Genomic DNA, 6,345 nt, shown 5'->3' on the forward strand with positions numbered 1-6,345 from the left:
GGGGGGGTACCTGACCAACGCCCTCAAATATCGGATCATCGACCACTACCGAACCCAAACACTAGCCGAGCGCTATCGAGAATACGAATTGGCGAAAAGTATAGAGGATGCGCCCTCTCCAGAAGAGGAATCTGACTTCCAGGAAATCATCCAGATTTTTGACAAAGTACTCCGTGACCTTCCCGAAAAAACCGGGCGGATTTTTCGATTGAGCCGACTCGAATTCCGTTCCACGCGCGAAATCTCCCAGACCCTCGGCATTCCCGAGCGAACGGTCGAGTACCACATCACGCGATCACTCCAAGCGATGCGCCAGCAACTGAAAGACTTCTTGCCTACAATAATTTTCTTGTTATTGTGCCAGTAATCTTGTTGCACTTTTTAAAGAAACGACTTCCATTTTCCGTCAATTATATAAACTTTCAAAGAATCGGTAAAACGTTCTTGCGGCTTCCGGCCGTGAGTACGACAGATCATATACCATCCCCTGCTAAACAATGAGTCGAACTGCTTTCGCTATCCTGCTGAAAAAATACCAAAATGGAGACGCCACGGCGGCAGAATGCCAGGTAGTGGAACAATGGTATGCACTACTGGACGAAGAACCGCGCTCGCTTACCGTTCACGAACGGAAGGAGATTGAAGAACGGCTCTGGCGTGCGTTGCAGGAAGCTTCTCTGGGTCGAGAAGTTCGTAGCCTGGCCTCGAATCTGCCATTTTGGCGAGGTAACATATTCAAACTGGGTGTGGCAGCGGCCGTTGGTTTGATGATGTTATTCAGTTACCAATCCTACCGAAGTACCGTAAGCAAGAAACAAACGTCTGCTCCAATCGCTCAGCAAATGGTCGAGGAGATGAAGACAATCGTCAATAACTCTGCCGGAAAGATATCGGTAGTCTTTGAAGACAGCAGTCGTGCCTTGCTTAGCGTTGGGAGCGAATTGAAGTATCCTGACCACTTTACAGCCAAAGTGCGCGAGGTGCACCTAAGCGGGGAGGCGTTTTTTGAAGTGAGTGAAAACCCGGAGCGCCCCTTTTTGGTGAACGCGGGACAAATTACCACCCGAGTTTTGGGTACTAGTTTTTTGGTAAACGCCCCAGCCGACCAAGCCTCGGTCGAGGTTTCGGTCAGAACGGGCAAGGTATCAGTGTACGAAAGCGACAGGGGCACGAATAAGATCGGGCCATCTAGCAAGAAGGGAAATGGTGTGGTGCTCGCGGCCAACCACCGCGTCAGGTTTTCGGCGAAAGACAAGCTGTTTCTGACGAGTTTGGTCGAGAAACCCGTACCGCTACCCGAAACCGGGACTGAGGTCAATTTTGACTTTGATGACAGCCCCCTGATCGAAGTATTACAGAGATTAGAGGCGGGATATAGTATAAAAATCGAGATGGAGAAAAAATCCCTTGGGGTTTGTCCGCTCACCGCCAGGCTCTCGGGGCTGGAACTCTATGACCAACTCGACATAATTTGTGCCGCCATTCAGGGTACTTATGATGTAAAGGGCACAACGATCCTGATAAGCGGCCAAGGCTGCGATTCGAATTTTTGAAAAAACCACCACTCTAAACCCCGCCAACTGAAGATAGACTAACCAAATACACATAAAAAAGGGAACGGTGCTACCAACACCGCTCCCCTTCAATCGCCCCTTTTCAGCGATGTACTCACTGAATGGCACATCCAGTTGGATGTAGCCAGGGCCTACCGTTTTGCCAACTAATCTAACCTTTAACAAAACCTTTAAAAGTATGAAAAAAACCATACACAGCCGCAAGCTCTTGCGGAAGCTTATGAAGATAACCGCTCTACAACTTATAATAGGAACCATTTTTTCCAGCGTCTGCCTCGCTTTCGACGGCCATGCGCAGGATATTCTCGACCAATCCATTCAACTGAAAGCTGAAGACGCTAAACTGCGTTCTGTATTAAACACGATCGAGCAGAAGTACGAAGTGCAGTTCGTGTACAGTTCGCGGGCAATCGGGGCCAACCGAAAAGTCGATGTCCTTTCAAAAGACCAACGTCTTGCCGACTTCCTCGACCAACTCCTGCTCCCCATGCAAGTCGGTTACCGGGTGATGCGGGGACGGATTATTCTGACGCCTATCGTTACAAACACAGCTCCGACCAATCGTTTGGATGATGCTCCCACCCCGCTATTCCAACAAATCGTTGAGCGAACCATTACGGGTACCGTGACTGACCAAAGCACCAGCGAACCTCTACCCGGCGTGAGTGTGCTGGCGAAGGGAACCAATGCCGGAACGACGACCGATGTGAATGGCAAATACCGCTTGGTGGTACCTGACAACGCCGAGGCGTTGGTTTTTTCATCGGTGGGTTTCATCGGCCAGGAGGTAGCGATCGGCAATAGGACGATGATCGACCTAACGCTTGCCGTTGACGAAAAGACCCTAAGCGAAGTGGTCGTAATCGGCTACGGGCAGGTAGAGCGTAAAGACCTGACGGGTTCGGTAGCCTCCATTAAAGGCGAGGAAGTAGCCAAGATCGCCACGGCCCGCTTCGACGACGCCCTGCGAGGCAAGGTATCCGGTGTGCAGATCACGCCCACCTCCGGCCAACCGGGAGCGGGCGTGTCGATCCGAATACGGGGCAGCAACTCATTGAACGCCAGTAATGAACCGCTGATCGTAATCGACGGCTTCATTGGCGCGGGCGATTTGAATAACATCAATACCAACGACATCGAATCCATCGAGGTACTAAAAGACGCCTCCGCTACGGCCATTTACGGGTCACGGGGATCCAACGGCGTAATTCTGGTAACGACCAAGCGGGGCAAGGAAGGCAAGTCGAATTTTACCTTTGACACCTACACGGGCACTCAGAGCATCACACGCAAGCTCGACCTGATGAACGCGCGGCAGTATGCCGAGTTTCAAAACGATATCGCCGCTTCCACAGGCGCTTCCCCTTTCTTCCCCAATATATCGGCGGTAGGACCAGGTACCAATTGGCAGGACGAGATTTTCCGTACCGCCCCGATTACCAGCAGTACTTTGTCGATCTCCGGTGGCACGGCTAAAACCAACTTCTACCTGTCTGGCAACTACCTCAGCCAGCAGGGCATCTACATCAACACGGGTTTCAAGCGCTACCTGACGCGGCTGAACCTCGACCATCGGGTCAATAGTCGTTTGAAGACGGGCGTCTCGCTCTCGTTGAGTAAGTCCAACCGGAACGGCGGCACCAGTAGCCTGCGAAACGTGCTGGGCTACGATCCTACGCTGGATGTACGTGATCAGAACGGTGAGTACGTCACTCAGAACTACACCAGCGAATTTACCAACGACAACCCGGTGAGCCTGGCGCGGCAGACGCTCAATACCAATGGTAGCACGGACGTTATCGGCAATGTCTATGGCGAGTTGAAAATCCTGAAAGACCTTACCTACCGCCTTGCCGCCGGGATCAAATCGGAGTTTACTGATATCGACGTTTACAGCCCTTCCACCCTCTACGCCCAACGCGACCTGGCGGGTACGGCCACAGTCGAGAACCGTCAAAGCTTTAACATTCTTACGGAGCAAACGCTCAACTACGTGAGGACTTTCGGCGCGCACTCGATCAATCTGCTTGCGGGCTACACCCGGCAGACCGACGAATATAAGCAACGCAGGACGCGCGTCAACGGCTTCGCCACCGACGAATTCACGACCAATAACATCGACGCCGCCACGACCCGCTTGGAAGCCTCTTCCACCCTGCGCAACACGGGCCTGGAATCTTGGCTGGGACGGGCCAACTACATTTTCCGTGACAAATACCTGCTGACCCTATCGGGTCGCGCCGACGGCTCATCGGTGTTTGCCAAGAACAACAAGTGGTCGTTCTTTCCTTCTGTCGCCCTGGCCTGGCGCGTGATCGAGGAGGATTTCATGCAAGGCAACAATACCATTTCAGACTTGAAACTGCGAGCCAGTTACGGGCGCATCGGCAACCAGGCCATCAGTCCTTACCAGTCGCTGTCGCCGATTGCCAATGGGGGTAACCAGTACATTTTGGGCGTGGCCCAGAACGTCGTCACGGGTTTTGCCCCCAACGCCCTGTCCAACGACAACCTGCGCTGGGAAACCACCACTTCACTGGACTTCGGGGTAGATGTTTCGTTCTTGAATAACAAACTGACCGCCACCCTCGACTACTACCGCAAAACCACCGATGACTTGCTGGTGCAGGTGACGGTACCGCAACTGACCGGGTTCAACAACACACTCCGCAACTTCGGCAAGGTGCAGAACAACGGCCTGGAATTCTCGCTGACTAGTGCCAATGTCAACACCAAAGATTTCCGCTGGGAAACCAGCTTCAACATTGCCGGTAATCGCAACACGGTGGTGGATATCTTCAACCCCGAAGGATTTTTTCTGACCAATTCCGGTGTATCGGGAACGGGAGTTAGTCCATCGGGCATCATCAAGGAAGGTGAACCATTGGGTGCCTTTTATGGTCTGAAAAGAAACGGTATCTGGAACGACCAAGCCGAGATCGACGCCTCGGGCCTGAGCGGCTACGCCGTGTTTCCGGGCGGACGACGTTACGAGGACATAGACGGTGACGGCAAGGTCGAGGCTGCCGACGATCGCACGATTATCGGTGATGCCAACCCGAAATTTTTCGGTGGCCTGACCAACAACTTCTCTTACAAAGGCATCGAGCTATCTTTCTTCTTCCAGTTCGTATCCGGCAACCAGATTTTCAACGAAGCCGACTACTTCCTGGGACAGGCCTTCGACTACAATGCCTACGCTTCGCTGACCAATCGCTGGACGCCTCAGAACACCAATACCGACATTCCCTCCATCCCGGGCAACATTCGCAGCATCGCGGCCGTTTCGGAATCGGACGCCCTGAAAGACGGCTCGTTCCTCCGGCTACGTAACGTGAATCTGGCCTACAATCTACCAGTTGGAAAGTTGAAGTGGATTCAGGGGGCGAGAATTTACGCCACGGGTACCAACCTGCTGCTGTTCGACAACTACCCTGGCTACGATCCCGAAATCAACCGGGGTACCGACAACCTGCGCCGAGGCTACGACGATTCGAGTTACCCCCTCAACCGAAATCTAACGATTGGTCTTCTTTTGAACTTTTAAAAAAACAATCATGAAAAAATTATTAAAACTAAGCATAGTCGCGGCGGCAGTCGTCCTGGTTTCCTGCGAGGATATTCTGACGGAGAATCCGAAGATTTTCCTGAGCGAGAGCAATTTTTACAAAACGGCAAAGGACGCTGTTTCCGCTACGAACGCCACTTACTCCAACTTGTTTGCCAACATCATTCAGTACTACTACCCCACGGTGACCACAGATGAGGCCTTCCAGGGAGCTCACAACCAGCGCGCGCTGGCCTATTTCCTCAACCTCACCCCCAACGACGGTGACGCGGGCGGCATATGGGCGCAGAACTACCAGGGAATCAACAAAGCCAACACGGCCATTGCCCGCATTCCCGGCATCGACATGAACGAGACGCTGAAAAATCGGTTACTTGGGGAGTGCAAGTTCAACCGCGCGGTGTACTACTTCGATCTGGTGCGAACCTACGGGGGCGTCCCCCTGCTGGTGAACCAGTTGAGCGGCCCGGAGGAATTGGAAGGTATTACCCGCAACTCACCCGAGGAAGTGTACGCCCAGATCATCAAAGATCTGACCGAGGCCACTACGGTGCTGCCCGACGACTACCCCGCCGACGAAAAAGGGCGGGTAACGAAGTGGGCGGCTCATGGCTTACTGGCCAGGGTGCAATTGACCGTGAAAGACTGGGCGAAGGCCAAAGCCAACGTGGATCCGATTATCAATTCCAACCAGTTTGGCCTGGTGGCCGATTACGATAAGTTGTTTGGGGAACCCGCCGAGTTTGCGCTTTTCCCGGACAAAAGTGGTAAGCTGGTGAACGAGAATATCTTCGATATCCAGTACAAGCAAAACGAACGGAGCCAGGCAATCCAAACTTGGGTGGCTTCCCGCGATTTACAAGTGGGTGGTGTCACTTCTATCGGTGGCGGCTGGGAGAATTTCCTGCCAACCAAGGATTTTATCGCCATGTTTGCCGAAGGAGATAAGCGGAAGTCGATTAGCATTGTGCAGGAACTGTACGGCAATAAATTGGATTCGCCCCGTACTCCCGGCGCGGGGCCGATTACAGGCAAGTGGCTGAACGAAGGAGGAAATTCGCCGCTGGGTAACAACGGCGGCCAAAATCTCTACTACATCCGCTACGCCGACGTGCTGCTGATGAAGGCCGAAGCCGAAAACGAGCTGAACAAAGGCCCCAACTCTGCCGCCTACGAGGCTATCAATAAAGTGCGCGAGCGGGC

General features: G+C 53.0%; 4 protein-coding genes. All 4 read left to right on the forward strand.

The window, feature by feature from the left end; translation table 11 throughout:
* A partial coding sequence (locus ACEW8P_RS01210) for a sigma-70 family RNA polymerase sigma factor (protein WP_373511288.1) occupies positions 1–367 on the forward strand: 367 nt, incomplete at its 5' end.
* A gap of 130 nt (positions 368–497) precedes the next feature.
* Positions 498–1,553, forward strand: coding sequence for a FecR family protein (locus ACEW8P_RS01215; protein WP_373511289.1), 1,056 nt, complete (start codon positions 498–500; stop codon positions 1,551–1,553).
* Between the two features lie 199 nt (positions 1,554–1,752).
* On the forward strand, positions 1,753–5,121 hold the full coding sequence (locus tag ACEW8P_RS01220) for a SusC/RagA family TonB-linked outer membrane protein (RefSeq protein WP_373511290.1): 3,369 nt from the start codon (positions 1,753–1,755) through the stop codon (positions 5,119–5,121).
* Between the two features lie 10 nt (positions 5,122–5,131).
* On the forward strand, positions 5,132–6,345 hold a 1,214-nt coding region (locus ACEW8P_RS01225; protein ID WP_373511291.1), incomplete at its 3' end, for a RagB/SusD family nutrient uptake outer membrane protein.

The sequence above is a fragment of the Persicitalea sp. genome (genome assembly GCF_041751555.1).
Taxonomy (GTDB): domain Bacteria; phylum Bacteroidota; class Bacteroidia; order Cytophagales; family Spirosomataceae; genus Persicitalea.

Excerpts from the sequence above, each read along its gene's own strand:
- ACEW8P_RS01215 (WP_373511289.1), top strand. The coding sequence starts at position 498 with ATGAGTCGAACTGCTTTCGCTATCCTGCTGAAAAAATACCAAAATGGA.
- ACEW8P_RS01220 (WP_373511290.1), top strand. The coding sequence starts at position 1,753 with ATGAAAAAAACCATACACAGCCGCAAGCTCTTGCGGAAGCTTATGAAG.